The organism is Pseudonocardia sp. ZF1 (assembly GCF_056835605.1).
This window is the reverse complement of sequence record NZ_JAJNBY010000001.1, coordinates 2,743,008-2,761,123: the sequence shown is the minus strand read 5'-3', so window position 1 is coordinate 2,761,123 and position 18,116 is coordinate 2,743,008. Positions and strand designations below refer to the sequence as shown.

Genomic DNA, 18,116 nt, shown 5'->3' with positions numbered 1-18,116 from the left:
CGTGCCCGCGGGCCCCGTGGCCGGTCACCGGTCACGCGGGCCCGCGGCGTGGAACGGGCCCCCCGCACCGAACACCAGCCGGGCGAACCGCTCCCCCATCCGCAGGTGCGCCTCGGGACACGGGTGCAGCCGGTCGGGCAGCGGCAGCTCGGCCGCGTCGGCGTCCCCGTAGAGCTCACGGCCGTCGAGGTGGGACAGCGCCGGGTCCTGCGGGGTGCGGCCGGCCACGACCCGGGCGAGCTCCTCGCGGATCACCGACAGCGTCAGCTTCCCCGCCGCCACCTCGGCCGGGTCGCCGGTCGCGCGGAACCGCAGCCGCCCGTCGACGACCTCCGGCGCGCCTGGGCCCGGGGTGTGCTCGTGGATCGGGCACAGCACCGGGGACACCACCAGCAGCGGGGTGTCGGGGTGCCCGTCGCGGATCGTGTCGAGGAACCCGTGCACGGCGGGGGCGAACGCCCGCCGGCGCATCAGGTCGGCGTTGACGACGTTGATCCCGATCTTGACGCTGATCATGGCGGCAGGGGTGTCGCGCAGCGTGCGGGCGACGAACGGGTCCAGCATCGCGCTGCCGGAGAACCCCAGGTTGACCAGCTCGACCCCGGCGGTGCGGGCGGCGAGCGCGGGCCAGGTGGTGCTGGGCCCCGCGGCGTTGCTGCCCTGGCTGATCGAGCTGCCGTGGTGCAGCCATACCGGGCGCCCACCGGTCGGGACGACGGCGACCGGCGCGTCGGTGCGCAGCGCGACGACCTCGGTGATCTCGTTGTGCGGCAGCCAGATCTCCACGAGCGCGTCGCGGCCGGGCAGGGTGAACCGCACCGGACCGGGCGGGCCGTCGGTGACCGCGACCTCCCCCGTCGCCGGATCGGTCATCAGGAGCTTGCCGCCGGAGGTCGTGGCGCTGCCCGCCGGCCGCCCGTCGACGATCAGGTCGCAGGCGCCGTCGGGCCGCAGCGGGGCACCGACGAGACCGATCCGGGTGCGCAGGGTCTCCAGCTCGACGGTCCGCGCGGCGGTGCGGAACACGACACGCACCCCGGACGGCTGGCTCTGCGCGCCGGCCAGCTGCGGGTCGGTGTTGCGGGCGCGGGCGGGGCCGGGCAGCCGCTGCGGGAGCAGGCCCCGTTCGCCGTCGACGACGTCGAGGACGCCGTGCAGCAGCTCGGGCCCGATCGCGGTGGTGATCACCCCGGCAGCCTGGCACGCGCGCGGCGCCGGTTCACCCGAGAATCGGGCGGTGCTGATCGCCGCCGTCGTCCAGACCGTCGCGACCGTGCTGCTGGCCGGGATCGCCTGGACCGTGCAGGTGGTGGTCTACCCGGCCTTCGCGCTCGTCCCGGCCGGGTCGTGGGCCCGCTACCACGCCGCGCACAGCCGGGCGATCACGCTCGTCGTCGGTCCGCCGTGGGTCGCGCAGGGGCTCGCGACGGCGGCGCTGCTGGTCCTCGCGCCCGGCGAGCCGCTGGTGTGGGTGGCCGCGGTGGCGGCCGCCGCGGGTGTCGCGGTGACGCTGCCCGCGGTGTCGCTGCACGGCCGGCTCGACCCGGCCGCGCACCCGGGGGACCTGCGTCGGCTGCTGCGGGTCAACCTGGTCCGTGCGCTCGTGTGGTCGGCCGGGTCCGTGGTGGGGGTCCTGCTGACGACCGCCTCCGGCGCGTGACCCAGGATGGCCGGGTGACTGCGACCGAGGACGAGCGCACGGCGGCCGACGACCGCGCGCACACCGGGGTGGAGCGCGTGCTGGTGATCGCCGCGCACCCCGACGACATCGACTTCTCCTGCAGCGGCACCGTCGCGGTGTGGACCGCGGCCGGGGTCGCGGTGACCTACTGCCTGGTGACCGACGGCGACGCGGGCGGCTTCGACCCGGCCGTGCCGCGCAGCGACATCGCGGGCATCCGCCGGGCCGAGCAGACCGCCGCGGCCGCCGAGGCCGGCGTCACCGACCTGGTGTTCCTCGGCCACCCCGACGGGCGGCTGACCGTCACCCTGGAGCTGCGCCGGGACCTGGCCCGGGTGATCCGGCAGGTCCGGCCGGACCGGGTCGTCGTGCCGCAGCCGGTGCGCGACCTGCGCAGCATGTACGGCAGCCACCCCGACCACACCGCGACCGGCGAGGCGGCCCTGTGCGCGGTCTACCCCGACGCGCGCAACCCCTACGCCTTCCCCGAGCTGGCCGAGGCCGGGTACGAGGCACACACGGTCGGCGAGGTGTGGGTCCTGGGGCCGGCCCCGGCCGACGACCCCGAGGGGGCACGACACGTCGACATCACCGACACGATCGACGTGAAGATCGCGGCGCTGCGCGCGCACGCGAGCCAGACCGCGCACATGACCGGCCTGGAGGACATGATCGGGCAGTGGTCCGGGTCGCTGGCGAAGCGGGCCGGGTTCCCGTCCGGTCGCCTGGTGGAGTCCTTCCACGCGCTCGACACGCGCTGAGGCCCCCGGGCCCGGGTGGGCTCAGGCGGCGGCGCGGATGCGGACGTGGGTGCCCGCGTCGTCGCCCCAGACGTGCAGCAGGTCGCAGAGCTGGCGGGCGATCCAGATCCCGCGCCCGTGCGCGCGGCCCGGGTCCGGCGGGGCCAGGCCGGGCAGCGGGTCGGCGAGCCGTCCGCCGTCGTGGATCTCGCAGACGACATCCTGCTCGGGCGTCCACAGCATGAGCCGCGCCGTGTGCGTCCCGTGGTGGACGGCGTTGGTGGCGACCTCGTTCACCGCGACGGTGACGTCCTCCGCACGGCTGTCGGGGAACCCCTGGCCGCGCAGTGTTTCGTCGACGGCGCGGCGCACGTCGCGCAGCTGCGTGGCGTCGAAGCGGAACTCCCGTGCGGGGGCGCCGAGCTCGGCGGGCACCGGGGCGCCGAGGCCGTCGAGCAGCCGGCGCGGGTCGGCGTCGACGCCGGTCGGGACGGGTCTGCCGTCGTCGAGGACGAACGGGTGCGCGCGCCGCACGACCTCGGCGACGGGCCCGGGCAGGTCGGCCGGGAAGAAGCAGAGCAGCCGCAGCGGCAGGTCGGCCAGGGCGAGCGCCGCGGCCGCCTCGACCTCGCCCCAGTAGGCGCCGCGTGGGTCGTCGAGGTCCGCGGAGTGCTCGACGACGACGGTCACGGTTCCCACGACCGCCCGGTGGCGGGCGCGCAGGACCCGGGCCAGCCGTGCCGCCTCGGTCTGGCCCGACGGGCCGTCGGGCCCGCAGTCGCGGCGCAGCCGCAGCAGCCCGGCGACGGCGTCCGCGCCGAGGGCCTCGGCGACCCGGCCGCGCAGCGCGACCTCGGTGACCGGGCGGAGCAGGGTCGCCACCGACCCGCCCGCGGCGAGCGCGTCGAGCACGGTGTCGGCGAGCCGGTCGGTCAGGTCGTCGTCGCCGTGCCGGCACAGGGCGTGCACCAGCCCGCTCACTCCGCCGCACCCCCGGCGAGGCCCAGCGCGTCGGCGGGGCAGAGGACGTGCCGCTCGCGGGTGCTCATCTCCAGCTGCGGGGCGAACCCCGCACCGCAGCGTTCGAGCAGCCGGGCCACACCGGGGCGCAGGTTCACCAGCCGCAGCCGCACGCTGACCGGGAGCTCGTCGGCGGCGTGCACGAGGCTGACCGCACCGGCGACGTCGACGAACCGCAGCGCGGACAGGTCCGCGGTCAGGGTCCCCTCGCCGACGTCGCCGCGCACGACCTGGTCGATCAGTCTGGCCAGCACCCGGCGGACCTGGGGCCGGTTGGCGTGGTCGACCTCGCCGGCCAGCCGGACCCGGGCCGGGCCGATCTCGGTGACGCGCAGCAGGCTGTCGTCGTAGAGCGGGGCGGCGGTCAGCTCGGCGGGGTGGAGGCTGCGCATCGTCGCGATGAGCTCGTCGGGGTAGCGCAGGTGGTCGTAGACGCACAGCGCGCGCAGCGGGTGGTCGCGGACGGCGTCGTCGAGCCTGCGGTCGTACTCGTCGAGCACCTGTCCCCCGGGCCGGCGCAACCCGTGGTCCATCTGGCCGCTGAAGCGCAGCCCGGCCCAGCCGTCGTCGAGGGCGGAGGTGATGTTCTGCTCCATCACCCCGGTCAGCTCGTCGAGCGGGGCGTGCACGGCGGCGCGGGTGAAGTCGCCCGGGACGAGCTGGAACTGCCCGGACCGCAGCGGGCCGGTCACGTCGACGCCGTCGTCGGCCAGGCGGGACAGCACCAGCCCGGCGGTGTCGTCGTCGAAGTAGGCGACCCGCTCCCCCGCCGTGAGCCCCTCGGCCAGGAACGCGGCGACGTCCTCGGCGAGCTGCTCGTCGCTGACCGGCACGGTCAGCACGTGACGGCGGGGATCTCGTACCGGTGCGGTCACACGTCACCCCCGTCGTGGCGTCCCCGACGGCCCCCCGACAGGTGTGACGCTGCGTACACGATAAGTGATCACGGGGTCCGCGGCGACCCGACGCTGTTGTTCAGGCGCGCCGAGGAGTAGAGTTAGCCGGACCGAACTCCGGTGTTCGGGGCGCACGGAGCGAGCAGGGGCCCGGGCGCCGATCAGGAGGTGGACGCCATGTTCCGAGCCGCTCCGCAGTCGCGGTCGACCGAGGTGCGCACGGTCGTGCTCGCCGGTGTGCTCATGGTGCTGCTGGCCGTCGCCACGATCGTCTCCGTGCCGCTGGCACCCACCGCCGTCACCCTGGTCCTGGCCGCCGCCGCGCTGGCCGTGCGGCCGCTGGTCGTCGCCCACGTGCGCCGCGGCGCCCGGGCCGAGCGGGTCGCCGCACACCGCTGAGGGCACCTACGGTGGGGTCCCGCGACCCGAGGAGCCCCATGACGACCGTCGGCGAGGCCGGCTGGCAGGTGCTGACCGCCCACGGCATCGACACCGTGTTCGGCAACCCCGGCTCGAACGAGCTGCCCTTCCTCGCGGCGATGCCCGACGGGGTGCGCTACGTACTCGGCCTGCACGAGGGTGCCGTACTGGGCATGGCCGACGGCTACGCCCTGGCCACCGGCGGCCCGGCGCTGGTCAACCTGCACGCGGCGTCCGGGTCGGGCAACGCGATGGGCGCGCTCACCAACGCCGTCTACTCCCACTCCCCGCTCGTGCTGACCGCGGGCCAGCAGGTGCGGTCCACGGTCGGCCAGGAGGTCATGCTGACCAACGTGGACGCGGCCGCGCTGCCACGCCCGCTGGTCAAGTACGCCGCCGAGCCCGCGTCGGCCCAGGACGTGCCGCGTGCGCTGTCCCAGGCGGTGCACACCGCGCTGCTGGCCCCCCGGGGGCCGGTCTACCTCTCGATCCCCTACGACGACTGGTCCCGCGAGGCGGGCCCGGACGCCGCGCACCTGCCGTCCCGGCGTGCGACCGCCGCCGCCGAGCTCGGCGAGGCGGCGCTCTCCGAGCTGGCCGGGGCGCTGGCCGGGGCGGCGAACCCGGTGCTGGTGCTGGGCCCGCAGGTCGACGCGGACCGGGCCAACGACCACGCCGTCGCCCTCGCCGAGCGGCTCGCCTGCCCGGTCTGGATCGCACCGTCGGCGTCGCGGTGCCCGTTCCCGACCCGGCACCCGGCGTTCCGCGGGATCCTCCCGGCCTCGGTGCGCGACGTGTCCGACCGGCTGGCCGGGCACGACGTCGTGCTCGTCGCGGGCGCGCCGGTGTTCCGCTACCACCAGTGGGTCCCCGGTGACCTGCTGCCGGCGGGCACCCGGCTGCTGCACCTGACCGCGGACCCGGCCGAGGCCGCGCGGGCCCCGATGGGCGAGGCGTGGGTCGGCCCGGTCGGCCCGGCGCTGGCCGCGCTCGCCGGACGGGTGCCCGCCTCCGGGCGGGAGCCGCTGCCGCCCCGGTCCGGGCCGCCCGCACCGCAGGGCGCCGAGGACCACGTGCCGCCGCAGCAGCTGTTCGCGCTGGTCCGCGACGCGGCCCCGGCCGGGACCGTGCACGTCTGCGAGTCCACCTCGACCATCGACGACTTCGTCGCCCAGGCCGATCTCACCGAGCCGGGCAGCTACCTGTTCCCCGCCTCCGGCGGGCTGGGGTTCGGGCTGCCCGCCGCCGTCGGGGCGCAGCTGGCCCACGGCGAGGCGCGCCGGGTGGTCGCACTCGTCGGCGACGGGTCGGCCAACTACGGCATCACCGCGCTGTGGACGGCGGCGCAGTACCGGGTGCCGGTGGTCTTCGTGATCCTGCGCAACGGCACCTACGGTGCGCTGCGCGGCTTCGCGGGGCTGCTGGGCACCGGGGAGACACCGGGCCTGGACGTCCCCGGCCTGGACTTCGTGAAGATCTCCGAGGGCTACGGCGTCCCGGCGGTGTCGGTGTCCGACGCCGCGTCGGCGGCGGCCGCGCTGAAGGACGCGTTCGCTGCCGACGGGCCGCGGCTGGTCGAGGTCGTCACGGCCCCGGGCGTGGCGTAGGCGCCCATCCCGTCGCCGCTCACACCGTGGCCAGCGCGGCGTAGCGGCCCGCGTCGGCGAGCAGCTCGTCGTGGCTGCCGGACTCGACGATCCGGCCGTGGTCGACGACGGCGATCCGGTCGGCGTCGCGCACGGTCGACAGCCGGTGCGCGATGGTGATCGTCGTGCGGCCGTGGGCCAGCGCGTCGAACGCGGCCTGCACGGCCCGCTCGGTGCGGGTGTCCAGCGCGCTGGTGGCCTCGTCGAGGACCAGCACCTTCGGGTCGCGCAGCAGCGTCCGGGCGATGGCGATGCGCTGCTTCTCCCCGCCGGAGAAGCGGTGCCCGCGCGACCCGACGACGGTGTCGTAGCCGTCCGTCAGGCCGGTGATCAGGTCGTGGACCTGTGCTGCGCGCGCGGCGGCCTCGATCTCGGCGTCGGTGGCGTCCGGACGGGCGTGGCGCAGGTTCTCCCGCACGGTGGCGTGCAGCAGGTAGGTGTCCTGCCCGACGACGCCGACGATCCGGGTGAGGTCGGCGGCGGCCATGTCCCGCAGGTCCACGCCGTCGATGGTGACCCGGCCCGCGGTCGGGTCGTGCAGCCGCGCGACCAGCCCCGCCAGGGTGGTCTTGCCGGAGCCGGTCTCGCCGACCAGCGCCAGGGTGGTCCCGGCCGGGACGTCGAGGTCGATCCCGGCGACGGCGGCGGCGTCGCTGCCCGGGTAGGCGAAGGTGACGCCCTCGAGGCGCACGTGCCCGCGGACGCGGTCGTGGTCCACCGCGACCGGGTGCTCGGGCTCCACGACGTCGACGGTCAGGTCCAGGTACTCGAAGATCCGGGCGAACAGCGCCAGCGACGCCACGATCTGGACCCCGACGCTCAGCAGCCCCATGACCGGGCGGAACAGCCCGCCCTGCAGCGCGGTGAACGCGACCAGGGTGCCGATGCTCATCGTCCCGGCCGCGAAGGGCAGGCCGGCGGCGAGGTAGATGACCGCCGGGACGGCGGCGAACACGACCTGGGTGACGGCCATCGTCCAGCGTCCGGCGAGCTGGGAGCGCAGCTCCAGCCCGATCAGGCGCGACGAGGAGTCGGTGAACCGCCGGGTCAGCTCCGGTCCGCTGCCGAGGGTCTTGGACAGGGCGACGCCGTCGACGGACAGGCTCTCCTCGACGGTGACGTTGAGGTCGGCCAGCTCCCGCTGCTGGGCGGCGGTGATCGCGCGGCGGGTGCGGGCGACCCGGCGGGTCAGCAGGATCGCCGGGGGCAGCACGACGAGCGAGACCAGGGTGAGCTGCCAGGACAGTGCGAGCATGGCGACCAGGGTCGCGACGGTGTTGGTCAGGTTGGACGCGACCGAGGTCGCGGTGTTCGTAACCACCGACTGCATGCCGCCGATGTCGTTGGTGATGCGCGACTGCACCTCACCGGTGCGGGTGCGGGTGAAGAAGGCCAGGCTCTGGCGCTGCAGGTGGGCGAAGACGCCGGTGCGCAGCCCGTGCATGACCTCCTGGCCGATGCGGGTGGAGATCCAGGTCTGGGCGACGCCGAGTGCGGCGGTGACCGCGGCGACCGCGACCATCCCGCCGGCGAGCCAGGCGAGCAGGGCGACGTCGCGCTGCGGCAGCGCCACGTCGATGACCTCGCGCAGCAGGAACGGCGAGGCCATCCCGACGATCGACGAGGCGACGATCGTCGCGACGACGACCGAAAGCGGGCCCCGGTGCGGGGCGAACAGGGCGCCGATGCGCCGCAGCGAGACCGCGCGGGCCTGTTCCTTCTCCTCCGGGGAGGGGGTACGGGTGTCGGGCCGGCCGGGCCGGTTCGGGGGTCGGGGATCCAAGGAGCGCTCCTCACAATGCTGTGGTTACCTCACTATGAGGCAGCAACAGCATTGCTTGCTAGTCTGTTCCCGTGCCGGACCGGGACCAGACCAGGACCTCGCGCAGCGACCTCGTCGACACGTTCTGGTCGGTGGCGCGCTCGCTGCGCCACGCCTCGGCCGAGCGGCTGGCGGGCTGGGGCCTGACGCCGTCGCAGGCCCGGGCGCTCGGCACGCTCGTCCGTCACGGCGAGATGCGCCCGGGCGCACTGGCCGGGCACCTGCGCATCACCCCGCGCTCGGCGACCGAGGTCGTCGACGCACTGGCCGGGCTCGGGATGGTCGAGCGGGCCACCGACCCTGCGGATCGGCGTGCGGTGCTGGTGCGGGTCACGGACAAGGGCGCGGCGACGTCGCAGGCCGTGCGGGCCGCTCGGGCCGACGGCGCCGAGGCCCTGTTCGCCCGGCTGTCCGATGCCGACCGTCGCGAGCTGACCCGGATCCTCGGCGTCCTGCGCGACGGGACCGACGGGCACCGCCCCTGCTGAGCGCCGGCGTGGTCCGCCGCTCCCGGGCGCGGCCAGGTCGCCGGGCTCAGAGCCCGGTGGGGTCCGACCGGCCGCACCCCGTCGGCGGCCGCGACCCCCGGTCGCGCCCGGTCCGGACCACGGCCCGCACCGCCGTCCCGGCCGCCAGGACCACCGTCCCGGTGAGCACCGACACCGGGGGCAGCAGCACCGCCAGCAGCACGCAGCCGAGCAGCCCGGACCCCGACAGCGCCCGTCGCCACGGCCGGTCACGGTGCAGGGTCAGCGCCGCGGCGTTCGCGACCGCGTAGTACAGCAGCACCGCGAACCCGGACAGGCCGATCGCGGTGACCGGGGCGGCGGTCAGGACCAGCAGCAGCACGACGGCGCCGGTGGCGAGCTCGGCGCGGTGCGGCACCGCGAACCGCGGGTGCACCGCGGCCAGCGCGCCCGGCAGCTCCCGGTCGCGCGCCATCGCCAGCACGGTGCGGCCCACCCCGGCGACCAGTGCCAGCAGCACCCCGGCCGAGGCGAGGGCACCCCCGACCCGGACGAGCGGCGCCGTCGGGTCCCCGGCCGCGGTGGCCAGCGGCGCAGCGGAGGCCGCCAGTGCGTCCGGACCGGCGGCCCGCAGCGCCGCGACCGCGACGACCGCGTAGACCACCAGCACCAGGCCGAGCGCGAGCGGGATCGCCCGCGGGATGGTGCGGGCGGGGTCGCGCACCTCCTCCCCGAGGGTGGCGATGCGGGCGTACCCGGCGAAGGCGAAGAACAGCAGCCCGGCCGCCTGCAGCACCGCGAGCGGACCGGCGCCGGCCCAGCCGTCGAACGGGGAGACGACGGCCGGCCGGGAGAACGCGGCGACGACCACCGCGGCCAGCACGGCGACGGTGCACACGACCAGCAGCCGGGTGACGAGCGCGGTGCGGGTGATGCCGCGCAGGTTGACCGCCACCATCGCGACGACGGCCGCCGCCGCGACCGCGCGGGCGTGCTCCGGCCACGCGTAGGAGCCCAGCGTCAGGGCCATCGCGGCGCACGAGGCGGTCTTGCCGGTGACGAACGCCCACCCGGCGAGGAACCCCCACGTCTCCCCCAGCCTGCGACGCCCGTACACGTAGGCGCCGCCGGACTCCGGGTACCGGGCGGCGAGCCAGGCCGAGGACATCGCGTTCGCCGTCGCGATCACCCCGGCCACCAGCAGCGCCGGGAGCAGCGCGGTCCCGGCGATCGCCGCGGCGGGCCCGAACACCGCGAACACCCCCGCACCGAGCATGGAGCCGACACCGAGGACGACGGCGTCGCCGGTACCGAGCCGGCGCTGCGGGGTCGTGTGCACGTGCTCACCCTTCCCCGACGTGCGACCGGCCGGTCGGCGGGGTACCCGGCGGCTCATGGGACAGACCGCGCACGACCGGCCGCTGACGTTCACCATCGGGCGCGAGGAGCTCGTCGTCCGGCAGCGGTACGAGGTGCTCAGCATCGTCAACGACATCCTGGTCGCGCTGTGGTTCGTGATCGGCAGCGTGCTGTTCTTCCACGAGGCCACCACCTACGCGGGGACCTGGCTGTTCCTCATCGGCTCGATCGAGCTGATGATCCGCCCGGTGATCCGGCTCGCGCGCCGGGTGCACCTGCGGCGGATCACCGGGGCGCCGCCGGAGGCGGGCCACGACTTCTGATCCGTCCCGCTCAGCCCGCCCGCCGGGTGCCCCCGAGCAGACCGGGGAGCACCGCGACCCCGTCGACGACGTCGGTCGGCCCCGCCGCGCGGAGCTCGGCGCGGCCCTGCGCCCCGGTGAGCACCGCGACGACCCGCCCGGCCCGGGCGTTGCGGCCGGCCTCGACGTCGAGCACGGTGTCCCCCGCTGTCAGCACCGCCGCGGGGTCGTCGACCCCGGTCAGCGCCATCGCGCGCCGGATCATCGCCGGGTCGGGCCGTCCGGCCGCGACCTCCTCGGCACAGACCACGGCGTCGAGCTGCCCGGTGAAGCGCCCGGGGAGCGCGGCCAGCAGCGGGTCGGTGACCTGCCGGTCGAACCCGGTGGTCAGCACCACCGCGATCCCCGCCGCGCGCAGCGCGGCCAGCGCCTCGGGGACCCCGGGCAGGGGACGCGGCGGGGACGCGGCGTAGGCGTCGGCGAGGCGGGCGACGAAGGCGTCGTGCAGGCCCTCGACGGCGCGGGCGTCGCGGACGCCGGTGAGCGCGCCGAGGGCCTCGCGCTTGTCGGCCCCCATCCAGCGGCGGATCGCGACGTCGTCGGCCGGATGCCCGGCGCGGGCGACGACGTCGGCGAGGACCCGGTAGACCGCTCCCCCCTCGTCGACGGTGGTCCCGGCGATGTCCAGTGCGGCGAGTCGGATCACGTGTCACTCCCGAGGCGGCGGCGGACCAGCGCGGACAGCTGGTCGACCGCGACGATCAGCACCAGTACGACGAGGATGTGGGTGAGCATCTCGTCGAACCGGAACAGCTGGATGGACTGGTTGATGAGGAACCCGATGCCGCCGGCGCCGACCAGGCCGAGCACCAGCGACGAGCGGACGTTGACGTCGAAGCGGTAGAGCAGCAGCCCCACCAGCTGCGGGGTGACCGACGGCAGCAGCGCGTGCACGGCGACCTGCAGCCGTCCGGCACCCGCGGAGCGCAGCGCAGCGGGCGGGCCGGGGTCGGCGTCCTCGACCGTCTCGGCCCACAGCTTGCCCATCACGCCGATGTTGTGCAGGACCAGCGCGAGCACCCCGGGGAACGGGCCGAGCCCGACCGCGGTGACGAAGACCAGTGCGAACACGACGTCGGGCACGGCACGCAGGAACGACAGCAGGCCACGGGCGACCTGGTAGGTGACCGGCCCCGGGGCGGTACCCCGCGCGGCGGCCAGGGCGAGCACCAGCGCGAACGGGATCGACAGGGTGGTGCCGAGCAGCCCGATCCACAGGGTGACCAGGGCTCCCTGCAGGCTCGGCCCCAGTACCGCCCAGGACAGTCGGGCGGGACCGCCTCGGTGAGGAACTCGGCCATGCCGTCGGCGCCGCCGAGCAGCGTCGCGAACGACATCTCGGTGGTGCGCCAGGCGATGACGTGCACGACGAGCAGCACGACGACGACCGTCGCGGCCACGACGAGGGTGCGTGGGTCGCGGCGGCGCGGCGGGACGGGGACGCGACGGACGTCCGGTGCGGTGGTGGTCACGGTGCGGCCTCCAGGGCGGACGCCGGCTCACGGTGGTCGGCGGTGTCGGGGTAGAGCGCGCGGATGTCGCCGCCGGGTGGTCCGTCGAGGACGACGTGCCCGGACCGCAGCCCGACGACGCGGTCGGCGTGCCGCGCGGCGAGGTCGGGCTGGTGCAGGACGGCGAGCACGGCGAGGCGCTCGGTGTGGGCGAGCTCGGCGAGGAGGCCGAGCACCTGCTCGGCGGCGGCCGGGTCGAGCGCGGACACTGGCTCGTCGGCGAGCAGGACCCTGGCGCGCTGGCACAGTGCGCGGGCGACGGCGACCCGCTGCTGCTGCCCGCCGGACAGCGACCCGGCGCGGTCGTGGGCGCGTTCGGCGAGGCCGACGCGGTCCAGGCAGCCCATCGCCTCCTCCCGCAGCGCCCGCGGGAACAGGGCCGGGACCAGCGAGGACCGCAGCGGGAGCCGTCCCAGAGCGCCGGCGCAGACGTTGTCGAGCACGGTGCGCCGGGTGACGAGGTGGATCCGCTGGAAGACCAGGGCGACGTCGAGTCGTCCGCGCGGCCGGCCGCCGACGAGCACCCGGCCGAGGTGCGGGGTCAGCCCGGCGGCAGCGCGCAGCAGCGTCGACTTGCCCGAGCCGTTGGCGCCGAGGACGGCGAGCAGCTCCCCGGCGTGGACGTCGACGTCGACGCCGTGGAGGACCTCGCGGTCGCCGTAGCGCACCCGGGCGCCGCGGACCGCCAGCAGCGCGCTCACTGGACGTCCTTCTCGGTCAGGCCGAGCGTGCCGGCCAGCTCGAACAGCGGTGCGTAGGTGTCGCGGGTGACCGGGACGAGCTTCCCGGGCGGGGTGACGTCGAGCAGCGCGCCGATCTCCCCCACCGCCTGCGGGTCGAGGTTCAGCAGGGCGTCGGTGACGGCGGCCTTGAAGGCCGGGTCGAGGTTGCCGCGCACGGTCACCGGATCGTTGGGGATCGGCGCGGAGGTCCAGACCCGGCGGAACCCGGCCGGGTCGAACGTCCCCGACGCGGTGGCCGAGGCCAGCTGCTGGGAGTTGATCTCGGCGGCGTCGACGGTGCCGTTGGTCAGCGCGAGCAGCGCCTCGGGGTGGCCGCCGGCGTAGTCGACCCGGACGTCGGCGGGGGCGAGCCCGGCGTCGAGCAGTGCCTTGCGTGGGAGGGCGTCACCGGAGGTGGAGCCGACCGAGCCCAGGGCGAGGGTGCGGCCGCGCAGCTGGGCCACCGTGGTGACGTCGGAATCGCGCGGCACCCAGATCCCGGCGGTGTAGGCGGACAGTTCCCCGGTCGAGGTGCCGAACGAGGCGACCGGCTCGGCCCCGGCGCGCTCGGACGCGAAGACGTAGCCGAGCGGGCCGAAGATCCCGATCTCCAGACGGTCGTTGCGCATGGCGAGGACCTCGGCCGCGTAGTCCTCGGTGACCTGTACCCGGACCGGGCAGCTCAGCCGGCGTTCGAGGGCGTCGCCGAGGATCTCCGCGGCGGGCACGAGCTTCGCCGGGTCCTCGAAGGGTTCGATGCCCATCCGGATCTGCCCGCCGGGGCAGGTGGGCGACCCGGCGACGGCGGGGCCGGACGGGCCGGCGCAGGCGGTGAGGGCGAGGCTCGCGGCCAGTGCGGCGACGGCGAGCAGGCGGGGGCGGCGCATGGGGGTCTCCCGTTTCAGAGGACGCGGTCGAGCACGGCCGGTGCGAGGCCGAACGCGGTGGTCATGCCGATGCCGGAGGTGACCGCGACGGCGGTCGTCGCCGGTGCGACCGGGCGGATCAGGAACTCGCCGGGGGCGTCCGCGTAGACGCCCCGCCAGCGGCGGACGACGTCGACGTCGGTCCCGAGCAGCGCCCGGGTCTCGGTGAGCAGCAGGTCGTCGAGGGTCTCGTCGGTCCAGGGCTCGGGCGTGCGGTCGTAGTGGTGGGTGTCGCCGACGACGAGGTCGCCGCCGGGCAGCTGGGTGAGCATGTGGTTGACGCCCGCGTCGAGCAGGTCCGGGCGCTCGGTGCGCCAGCGCTCGCGCAGCGCGGCGGCGCCCGCGGTGCCCGACAGGGCCGGGTAGCGCAGCATCGAGCTGCCGGTGAGCACGGCCGGGCCGATCGTGAGCGGGGTGTACGGGCGGACCTGCAGCATCTGCAGGACGCAGCGCCGCAGGCCCGCGTCGTCGGCGAGGCCGGGGACGAGGCGGTCCAGGTCGTGACCGACGCACAGGAGGACCCGGTGGGCCCGGAACTCCCCGCGCCCGGTGCGGACGACCACCGGGCCGTCGCCGTTGTCGTATCCGATCTCGCCCGGCACGGCGCCGGCCGCGTCGATGCTGTGCACCGGGCAGCCGAAGTGGATCTCGGCACCGGGCCGGGCCGCGAGCCACGCCGCGATCGCCCCGGCCGCCCGGCGCTGTTCGACCCGCAGGTCACGCGGCAGGAACGCCCCGCCGTGCAGTCCCTCGCGGGCGACCGGGACCCGGTCGACGACCCGCGCCGGGTCGAGCAGTTCGACGTCGTCGCCCCGAGTGGCCGCGAGCTCCTCGAGCGCGGCGCGCTCCTCGGCCGACCGGGCGACGACCACGGTGCCGCACTCGGCGACGCCGAACCCGGCCGCGGCACCCAGTCGCAACCAGGTGCCGCGGCTGCGGGTGGCGAACTCCAGCGCGTCGCCGGTCTGGGCGGTGAGGCAGCCGTGGCCGAAGTTGCGCACCGTGGCCCCGACGGCGTGCTCGTCCCGCTCGAGCACGGTCACGTCCAGGCCGCGCTCGACGGCCTCGACGGCGTGGGCGAGGCCGACGACGCCGGCCCCGACGATCAGGAGGTCACTCGTCCGGGTCACGGCGGCGACGGTGCCAGCCGGATGTCCCGGACCGCAATGACTTGTCGATACAAGTCGGAATCCGTTCACCTGCCCGACCGCTGGACGTCGTGCTCAGCGCCCTGGCACTTGTAGAGTCACCATCCGTGGGGACCCCGTTGCACCGCACGCTGGCCGACGAGCTGCGCACCCGGATCCGCAGCGGCGCGATCGGTGTCGGGGAGGCGCTGCCGTCCGAGGCCGAGCTGTGCCGGGAGTTCTCGGCGTCGCGCGGCCCCGTTCGCCAGGCCCTGGCCGCCCTGCGCGACGAGGGCCTGATCGGCGGCGGGCAGGGCCGGCGCCCGGTGGTGCTCGACGCGGTACCCGCCCAGCCGTTCGAGTCGTTCCTGTCCTTCACCCGGCGTGCGGAGCTGACCGGCCACGTCCCGGGCCAGCGCCTGCACGAGATCGCGCTGCGGCACCCGTCGCCCGCGGTCGCGGCGGCGCTGGGCCTGGAGCCCGAGGACTACGCGGTCCAGCTGATCCGGCTGCGCCTGCTCGACGACCGTCCCGCGATGCTGGAGCGGATGACCTACGTGGAGAAGGTCGGGCGCGCCCTGCTCGACGCCGATCTCAACGCCGGGTCGATCTACGCCCTGCTCACCGGCCAGGGCGTCGACCTGCACGCGGCCCGGCACACCTTCGACGCCGTCGCCGCCGACGAGCTGGACGCGTCCCTGCTCGACGTCGAGGTCGGACATCCACTGCTCCGCGAACGGCGGCTGACCTGGGACTCCTCCGGGGACGCCCTCGAGTGGTCGGAGGACCGCTACCGCCCGGACGTCGCGACCGTGACGGTGACGAACACCCGCAGCGGGCGGGGTGGGTTCGCGCGGGAGTGAGCGGGTGGGGTGGGGTCGCCCGCGCGTGGGCGGCGACGCGCACCCGCCGGCGACGGCGGTGCGGCCACCACTGCGGCCACCCCTGCCGCCACTGTCGCTGCCTCTGTCGCTGCCTCTCCGACCCAGAGGTGCCCCTGTTCTGAAGTCGCTTACCGGGTAAGCGAATCGACACATCTCCCCTCCGGAGGCGGGAGGACGACCGCCCTGCCGATTCGGTTCGTGCGATGAGCTGTTCCCGCAGACAGACCCCCGGAGTCGGATCCGCCGCGACCACCAGCGGCCGGCATCCTTACGACCGGAGAGGCCCGCACACACCCCGCCGCATGGACCGTCTCCGCAGACGTAGTACTCCGGACCTCTTCGGGCGGGGCGGCGGCGACGGCAGCGACCCGGCCCCACTGGACCGGCCCGCACCCGCGCCCGACCGGACCTGTACCCGGCCCGGCCCGGCCCGGCCGATCGGGAGCGACGTCAGGGACGCACGGCCTGGCGCGGCGCCGCACCCGGCGCCCCGGCGGCGGCGAAGGCGTCGTCGAGCGCGTCGAGGGACCACGGGCCACCGGTCAGCTCGGCGAACGGGAACCGCGTGTGCTCCGCGACGAGGAACGCGACCGCGGCGGCGAGGTGGCGGGGCGCGTAGTTGTGCACGCCGACGACCGTGTGCAGCCCGCGGACCAGGCGTTCCGGGTCGAGTCCCACCGCGGGGCCGGGCGAGACCGACCCGGCGAGGACGGCGGTACCGCCGACATCGAGCGCATCGAGGCAGGCGCGCACGGCGGCGGGTGCACCGGACAGCTCCAGCGCGACGTCGAACCCCCGTTCCGGCGGGGTCCCGACCGTGTCCGCTGCGCCGAAGCGGCGGGCCCGGGCGCGACGGTCGGCGTGCGGGTCGGCGACCACGACCTCGGCACCCGCGCGGGAGGCCATCGCCACCGCGGTCACACCGAGCATGCCGGCACCGGTCACCAGCACCCGCGTTCCCGGTCCCGGCGAGCCCGCGGCGTCGAGGACCGCGGCGACCGTGGCCGTCGCGCACGAGGCGGGTGCGGCGACCTCGTCGGGCACCGCTGGGGGGACGACGACCGTCGCCGTGCCCGGGGCGAGCAGGCAGTGGGTGGCGAACCCGCCGGTCAGCGGACGGGCCTCGTCCAGCGGGGCGTGGCCGTACTTGTGCAGGTCGGTGCACTTCTGGGGGATCCCGCGACGGCAGCGGCGGCACTCCCCGCAGGACGCGGCGACCGAGAAGACGATCCGGTCGCCGGTCCGGACCGGCGCGCGGTCGACGTGGCGCAGGCCCGGCGCCGTCGCGACGACCCGCCCGACCTGCTCGTGCCCGAGCACCCCCGGCACCGGCGACGAGCGGTGGCCGCGGGTCGTGTGCAGGTCCGAACCGCACACCGTCGCCAGGTCGACCGCCACCAGGACCTCACCCGGCCCCGGCTCGCCGAGCGCGGTCGTGACCAGGCGGAACGGGGCGCCGACACCGTCCCAGCGGGCGTAGCGGGCGGTCGTCACGGGAGCTGCCATACCCGCGACGGTCGCACCACCTCGCCGGCCCGTCCACCACCCTGTATGGACAAGTTGGTGAACGCACGGCGGCGCGGTTCGCCGACACCGGGCGGGGGTACGCCGTGCGGGCACCGCACGAACGACCCGGAGGCACCCCGATGTCCGACAGCACGCTCAGCAAGGACCCGACCGCGGACCCGGCGGAACACGAGGCGTACTTCCCGTCGCCGTACTCGCTGGACGCCTACACCGCGCCGAGGACCGACTTCGACGGTCTCGCCACCGAGCGGAACGCCTGGTCCGGCGGACGCTGGAAGGTGCTCGTGCTGGCCACCGACGAGCGCTACCTGCGCATGGGCAACGGCACCTTCTTCTCCACGGGCAACCACCCGGTGGAGACGCTGCTCCCCCTGCACCACGTCCTGGAGGCCGGGTTCGGCGTCGAGATCGCGACGCTCACCGGCAACCCGGCGAAGTTCGAGTGGTGGGCCCACCCCGGCGAGGACGAGGCCGTCGGCAGCGCCCGCGACAAGCTCCTCGCCCAGTGGCGGGCGCCGAAGTCGCTGGCCGAGGTCGTGGAACGCGAGCTGGGCGAGGACTCGGACTACCTCGCGGTGTTCGTCCCCGGCGGGCACGGTGCGCTGTCCGGGCTGCCGTTCTCCACCGACGTCCGCGACACCCTGGAGTGGGCGATGCGCACCGACCGGCTCGTGGTGTCGCTGTGCCACGGGCCCGCCGCGTTCCTCTCGACCCGGATCGGCCGCGGCCGCTCGGTGTTCGAGGGCTACGAGATGTGCGTGTTCCCCGACGCGCTCGACGCCGGCGCGAACATCGACATCGGCTACCTGCCCGGTGAGATGCCGTGGCTGCTCGGCAAGGCCCTGAGGGACGAGGGCGTCCGCATCGTCAACGACGACATGTCCGGCCGCTGCACCACCGACCGCAACGTCATCACCGGCGACAGCCCGCTCGCCGCGAACGAGTTGGGCAAGCTCACCGCGACCGCGCTGCTGGAGCACGCCCGACGCCGCGGCTAACCACGCAC

Annotated in this window: 19 protein-coding genes; 8 read left to right on the top strand and 11 right to left on the bottom strand. The window is 75.7% G+C overall.

The features are described 5' to 3' along the window. Positions 1-24: 24 nt before the first annotated feature. Positions 25-1,188 (bottom strand): SGNH/GDSL hydrolase family protein, encoded by a 1,164-nt coding sequence (locus ZF1_RS13490; protein ID WP_482637416.1) that lies wholly within the window; start codon positions 1,186-1,188, stop codon positions 25-27. A 49-nt stretch (positions 1,189-1,237) separates the two neighbouring features. Here ZF1_RS13490 and ZF1_RS13485 point away from each other — a divergent pair, with 49 nt between their 5' ends. Then, entirely contained in the window at positions 1,238-1,660 is a 423-nt protein-coding gene (locus tag ZF1_RS13485) for a hypothetical protein (RefSeq protein ID WP_357460952.1), read from the top strand. A gap of 14 nt (positions 1,661-1,674) precedes the next feature. After that, complete coding sequence (locus tag ZF1_RS13480) at positions 1,675-2,442, top strand: PIG-L deacetylase family protein (RefSeq protein WP_253069497.1); 768 nt, start codon at positions 1,675-1,677, stop codon at positions 2,440-2,442. 21 nt (positions 2,443-2,463) lie between these two features. On the opposite strand, the gene ZF1_RS13475 is transcribed toward ZF1_RS13480, so the two are convergent. Then, positions 2,464-3,402 carry an ATP-binding protein gene (locus ZF1_RS13475; protein WP_476654681.1) on the bottom strand — a complete coding sequence of 313 codons (939 nt, stop codon included), beginning with the start codon at positions 3,400-3,402 and terminating at the stop codon, positions 2,464-2,466. Further along, positions 3,399-4,283: an MEDS domain-containing protein gene (locus tag ZF1_RS13470; protein WP_476654679.1), complete on the bottom strand. Its 885-nt coding sequence runs from the start codon at positions 4,281-4,283 to the stop codon at positions 3,399-3,401. Before ZF1_RS13470 ends, ZF1_RS13475 begins: the two co-directional genes overlap by 4 nt. Positions 4,284-4,514: 231 nt before the next feature. Here ZF1_RS13470 and ZF1_RS13465 point away from each other — a divergent pair, with 231 nt between their 5' ends. Both ZF1_RS13465 and mdlC read left to right on the top strand, forming a co-directional pair. Continuing rightward, a complete protein-coding gene (locus tag ZF1_RS13465) occupies positions 4,515-4,736 on the top strand; it encodes a hypothetical protein (RefSeq protein ID WP_208825571.1) in 222 nt (73 codons plus the stop codon). Between the two features lie 38 nt (positions 4,737-4,774). Further along, positions 4,775-6,364, top strand: coding sequence for a benzoylformate decarboxylase (gene mdlC / locus ZF1_RS13460; RefSeq protein ID WP_405417263.1), 1,590 nt, complete (start codon positions 4,775-4,777; stop codon positions 6,362-6,364). A 19-nt stretch (positions 6,365-6,383) separates the two neighbouring features. On the opposite strand, the gene ZF1_RS13455 is transcribed toward mdlC, so the two are convergent. Further along, complete coding sequence (locus ZF1_RS13455; protein WP_482637415.1) at positions 6,384-8,186, bottom strand: ABC transporter ATP-binding protein; 1,803 nt, start codon at positions 8,184-8,186, stop codon at positions 6,384-6,386. A 71-nt stretch (positions 8,187-8,257) separates the two neighbouring features. Here ZF1_RS13455 and ZF1_RS13450 point away from each other — a divergent pair, with 71 nt between their 5' ends. After that, positions 8,258-8,713, top strand: coding sequence for a MarR family winged helix-turn-helix transcriptional regulator (locus tag ZF1_RS13450; RefSeq protein WP_476654676.1), 456 nt, complete (start codon positions 8,258-8,260; stop codon positions 8,711-8,713). Positions 8,714-8,759: 46 nt separating this feature from the next. Here ZF1_RS13450 and ZF1_RS13445 read toward each other — a convergent pair whose 3' ends face one another. Continuing rightward, positions 8,760-10,031, bottom strand: a complete 1,272-nt coding sequence (locus ZF1_RS13445) for an APC family permease (RefSeq protein WP_482637414.1) — start codon at positions 10,029-10,031, stop codon at positions 8,760-8,762. 55 nt (positions 10,032-10,086) lie between these two features. On the opposite strand from ZF1_RS13445, the gene ZF1_RS13440 reads away from it, so the two are divergent. Next, positions 10,087-10,374 carry a YrhK family protein gene (locus ZF1_RS13440; protein WP_476654673.1) on the top strand — a complete coding sequence of 96 codons (288 nt, stop codon included), beginning with the start codon at positions 10,087-10,089 and terminating at the stop codon, positions 10,372-10,374. 10 nt (positions 10,375-10,384) lie between these two features. Here ZF1_RS13440 and ZF1_RS13435 read toward each other — a convergent pair whose 3' ends face one another. The 5 genes from ZF1_RS13435 to ZF1_RS13415 are packed head-to-tail and all read right to left on the bottom strand — an operon-like array spanning position 10,385 to position 14,702. Beyond that, positions 10,385-11,059, bottom strand: coding sequence for a phosphonatase-like hydrolase (locus tag ZF1_RS13435; RefSeq protein WP_482637413.1), 675 nt, complete (start codon positions 11,057-11,059; stop codon positions 10,385-10,387). Further along, positions 11,056-11,916: a phosphonate ABC transporter, permease protein PhnE gene (phnE, locus tag ZF1_RS13430; RefSeq protein WP_482637412.1), complete on the bottom strand. Its 861-nt coding sequence runs from the start codon at positions 11,914-11,916 to the stop codon at positions 11,056-11,058. Before phnE ends, ZF1_RS13435 begins: the two co-directional genes overlap by 4 nt. Continuing rightward, on the bottom strand, positions 11,882-12,625 hold the full coding sequence (locus ZF1_RS13425) for a phosphonate ABC transporter ATP-binding protein (protein ID WP_482637411.1): 744 nt from the start codon (positions 12,623-12,625) through the stop codon (positions 11,882-11,884). Before ZF1_RS13425 ends, phnE begins: the two co-directional genes overlap by 35 nt. Further along, positions 12,622-13,533, bottom strand: coding sequence for a phosphate/phosphite/phosphonate ABC transporter substrate-binding protein (locus tag ZF1_RS13420; RefSeq protein ID WP_482637410.1), 912 nt, complete (start codon positions 13,531-13,533; stop codon positions 12,622-12,624). The genes ZF1_RS13425 and ZF1_RS13420 overlap by 4 nt, the downstream gene beginning before the upstream one ends. A 14-nt stretch (positions 13,534-13,547) precedes the next feature. After that, complete coding sequence (locus ZF1_RS13415) at positions 13,548-14,702, bottom strand: TIGR03364 family FAD-dependent oxidoreductase (RefSeq protein WP_482637409.1); 1,155 nt, start codon at positions 14,700-14,702, stop codon at positions 13,548-13,550. Between the two features lie 125 nt (positions 14,703-14,827). Here ZF1_RS13415 and ZF1_RS13410 point away from each other — a divergent pair, with 125 nt between their 5' ends. Next, positions 14,828-15,562, top strand: coding sequence for a GntR family transcriptional regulator (locus ZF1_RS13410; RefSeq protein ID WP_482637408.1), 735 nt, complete (start codon positions 14,828-14,830; stop codon positions 15,560-15,562). 471 nt (positions 15,563-16,033) lie between these two features. On the opposite strand, the gene ZF1_RS13405 is transcribed toward ZF1_RS13410, so the two are convergent. Continuing rightward, positions 16,034-17,089, bottom strand: coding sequence for an alcohol dehydrogenase catalytic domain-containing protein (locus ZF1_RS13405; protein WP_482637407.1), 1,056 nt, complete (start codon positions 17,087-17,089; stop codon positions 16,034-16,036). Positions 17,090-17,229: 140 nt separating this feature from the next. Here ZF1_RS13405 and hchA point away from each other — a divergent pair, with 140 nt between their 5' ends. Then, the gene (hchA, locus tag ZF1_RS13400) at positions 17,230-18,108 is read left to right on the top strand and encodes a glyoxalase III HchA (protein ID WP_482637406.1); all 879 of its coding nucleotides are present in this window, start codon (positions 17,230-17,232) and stop codon (positions 18,106-18,108) included. The last annotated feature ends 8 nt before the right edge of the window (positions 18,109-18,116 follow it).